The organism is Streptomyces sp. NPDC059477 (assembly GCF_042749375.1).
Classification (GTDB): domain Bacteria; phylum Actinomycetota; class Actinomycetes; order Streptomycetales; family Streptomycetaceae; genus Streptomyces.
Map to the genome: position 1 here is coordinate 1 of NZ_JBHYUG010000187.1, position 2649 is coordinate 2649.

At 70.8% G+C, this 2649-nt stretch carries 3 protein-coding genes; all 3 read right to left on the reverse strand.

Annotated features, from left to right (window positions below; all coding sequences use genetic code 11):
* Positions 1-602, reverse strand: a 602-nt coding sequence (locus tag ACFXAZ_RS39455) for a glycosyl hydrolase family 28-related protein (RefSeq protein ID WP_384601890.1), incomplete at its 3' end; no start/stop codon positions are given.
* A 1-nt stretch (position 603) separates the two neighbouring features.
* Entirely contained in the window at positions 604-1542 is a 939-nt protein-coding gene (locus tag ACFXAZ_RS39460; RefSeq protein ID WP_384601893.1) for a hypothetical protein, read from the reverse strand.
* Between the two features lie 6 nt (positions 1543-1548).
* The coding region (locus tag ACFXAZ_RS39465; protein ID WP_384601896.1) for a siphovirus ReqiPepy6 Gp37-like family protein at positions 1549-2649 on the reverse strand (1101 nt) is incomplete at its 5' end.

The following is a 2649-nucleotide window of genomic DNA, read 5'->3' on the forward strand; positions in this document are numbered from 1 at the left end:
CCGCCGTCGATCTCGTCGAGGAACGAGATGACGGCGTCGCCTGCGAAGGATGCGAGGGGCCGGATGTAGCAGGGCGGATCGGTGAGGTCGACGACGGTCATGAGGTTGGTGTGGGTGCCCTGGAGGGTGACGGCGGGCGGGATCGTCAGCGGGGCGCTGGTGCGGTAGGCGCCGACCGGCAGGTACACCACCCCGCCCATCGGGCACGCCGCCAGCGCGGCCTGGATCGCCGCGGTGTCGTCGGTGACGTTGTCCCCGGCCGCCCCGTAGTCGCGGACGTTCAGCCAGTCCCGGACCGATCCCGTCGGGCCGCCGCCTGCGTTCGCGTTGTGCGCTGAGATCCACACGCGCTGCCCGCCGCCCGCCTCGGCCCACATCCCCGTCACACCGTCCGGGCCGAAGAAGCGCGGGACCTGCCCCTGCTCTCCGGTGGTGACCTGGGTGATCGGGGCGTCGCCAGCGTCCCGTAGGTCCGTGAGCTGGGTGCCCTCGGTGACCGAGTCCCAGAACGTCACGACCACCCCGGCGGCCACACCCCACAGCCCGTCACTGGGAGCCACCGCATAGTCCGCGATCCCCCGCCCGAACTCGTACCGTGCCACGTCATACCGCCCAGCTGATTCCGGAGACCGGGAGCACGAACTCGCCGGTCGCGATCGATGGTTTGTTGGTGATCCAGACCTGGCCGGGGCGGTCGCTCGCGGCCGAGTAGATGATCATGCGGCCGATGCGGTTGCCGGTCAGCCAGGCGAGCGCGTACTGGTCCCGGGACGGATGCCGGTAGGCGGCGGGGATCAGCACCGGCATGCGGGCCGTGGTGGTTCCGGCGAGCGTCCCCGCCGCCCGCTCGAAACTCCCCATGCGCAGGTGCACGCTCCCGTTGCGGAGTTCCAGCACGGATTGCACTGAGATGCTCCACGCGGACAGCGGGCTGTCGATGAGGATCGTTCCCGAGTCGTCGGCGACGATCTGCCAGCTGGATCCCGTCCACAGCACCACCCGCCCGGTGTTCGTCTCGTATCCCATCTCGCCCATACGCGGCGTGGGGTTGCGGGTGGTCGACGTGCAGGGCCGGGTCCGTGTGCCGACGTACAGCTCGGCGCGGGCGACGGTCACGGTCCCGGCGCCCGTGAGCAGGGTGACCCGGGCGAGGGGGATCTCGTAGAGACCGGTGTCGGCCTCGGTCTGTACGAGAGCCGGGGTCCCCGAGCCGGGGGTGCCTTTGCGGATCGCGGCGGTCACCGTCCAGTCGGAGCGGTCCAGCCGCAGCACCACCCAGTCCACCCGCGTGGACCCGCTCGTGTTGGCGTCGATCGGCAGGGTGACGGTGCTGGTGCCGGAGTACCAGGCGTGCCCGCGCAGCGAGGCGCGTACCCCGGTGCGGATGTTCACCGTCCGGCCCGTACCGGCCGTGACGACCTGCGTGGATGTCGGTGTCCCGTACACGCCGTCGTCCGAGTACCGGGCGGCCAGGTACTCGTACTCGCTGTCGGTCACGGCCCGGTCGTTGTAGCCCGGCTGCGGCCATGAGTTCTGCGCCACGCGCTGCTACCTCGCTTCCCGTTCTCTGAGCCGCCGGAGGATGTCGCGCATCGTCCGCGCGCTCGCCGGCGTCGTTTCCTTGTCGCTGGTGCCGACCACGGTGGTCACGACCTCGCCGTCATCAGGCGTGGCCTCCAGGCGGATCGTCTGCACCAGATCGGCGACCTCCAGGCCGGTGGGCAGCACGACCGTCACCCGGTCCCCGAGCCCGTAGTCACGGCCCGCCTTCAGGTCCTCGGTGTCCACCGTCACCGTGGAGAGGCCGACCTGAGGCCCGTCCTCGTTCAGGGCGGCGACCCCGGCCAGGATGAGCGCGCCGCCGCCGCTGCTCGTGCCCGACTTCTCCAGCAGCTTCTCCACCCGGTACCACTGCGCCACCGCCTCGCTGTCGGTGACCTCCACGAACTCCCGCTCGTTGGGCGGCGTCGCCTCCTGGGCGGGATCGTCGCCGCCCTGGACCAGCTCCGAGGTCGCTGTCGGCGCACCCAGCGTGAAGCTGACGGACCGGAGATTGCCGAGCCCGGCCGAGAACCGCGCGGTGCCGGTCCGGTCCGTGGGCGCGTACACCCCGAACCTGATCTGCGAGCCGACCTGCCTCGTTCGGAACCCGAGACCGGTGCCGGCCGCCGCGAGCGTGCGGCACGCATCCAGCAAGGGCTCGAACCGTGTTTGGAACGTGATGTCCGTCCCGGCGCCTGCGGCGGTGTCGAGGACCAGGCGCTCGATCCTGCGCGCGGCGAGCGCGGCGGGCCCGCAGTTCTCATTCACCAGCGTGCGGATGACGGACTCGCTGCCGACGTCCGTAAACACCCTCTCGACGTTGCTCGTCGTGGTCTGATCCTCGAACGTCTCGTCCGGCTCGGGGTAGGTGAGGTATCCGGCGATCCGCCCGAGGTCGTCGGTGAACCGCAGGGTCACCGTGCCGACGCCGGCGTTCGTGCCGAGGTCCCACACGTAGTTCTGCGGTTCCTCCAGCGGCCCCGCACACCAGATCGCGTCGTCCCGGATGACGACCAGGCGGTTGCCGGGCTGGAGCAGCTGCATGACGTCCGGGTACGCGGGCACGGTGATCTCGCCCGACGCCGGCGCGTTGAAGTTCAGATCGAC